This window comes from Bacillus sp. FG16, from assembly GCF_057809515.1.
This window is the reverse complement of the sequence record NZ_JBMDKC010000317.1, coordinates 1-507: the sequence shown is the minus strand read 5'-3', so window position 1 is coordinate 507 and position 507 is coordinate 1. Positions and strand designations below refer to the sequence as shown.

1 pseudogene is annotated in these 507 nt (G+C 41.2%); it reads left to right on the top strand.

What is annotated here, in order from left to right:
• Positions 1 to 101: 101 nt before the first annotated feature.
• A pseudogene (locus ACODS7_RS32505) lies at positions 102 to 507 on the top strand (hypothetical protein); the annotation flags it as partial.

Below are 507 nucleotides of genomic sequence, written 5' to 3'. Positions count from 1 at the left end.
GCTATGTAACAAAAGAAAAGCGTGCATCCAAAGAACAAGGGAATATGTCAAATTGCTATTGCATCAACGATGTTCACCAGTTGAACCAGGGAGTTCAGGAAATGAATGGAGCTTGTTCAGGAGATGAACGAAGGCTTGTTCATGAGGTGAGCACTAACAATACTAATATTAACAATACTAAGTTAACAAGATATATACTGTCCGAAACGGAAGAGGAAACGCCATCTGAGAAAGCAATCGTCCAACAGCAAGAGGAGAAAGAAGCGTGTGAATCCATCTTCCAACACTGGAACGAAAAAGAGATTATCGAACACCGTGTACTGACGCAGAAGACACTATCCAAAATCAAAGCAAGATTAAACACCTTCGGTGTAGAGGAGTTACAGCAAGCCATTGATCATTATCACACCGTGTTAACGAGACCAGAATACTTTTGGGAGTACAGGTGGTCCCTGCAAGAGTTCTTACGAAGTGATGAAAACGTAGAAAAGTTCTTGAATACAGCGT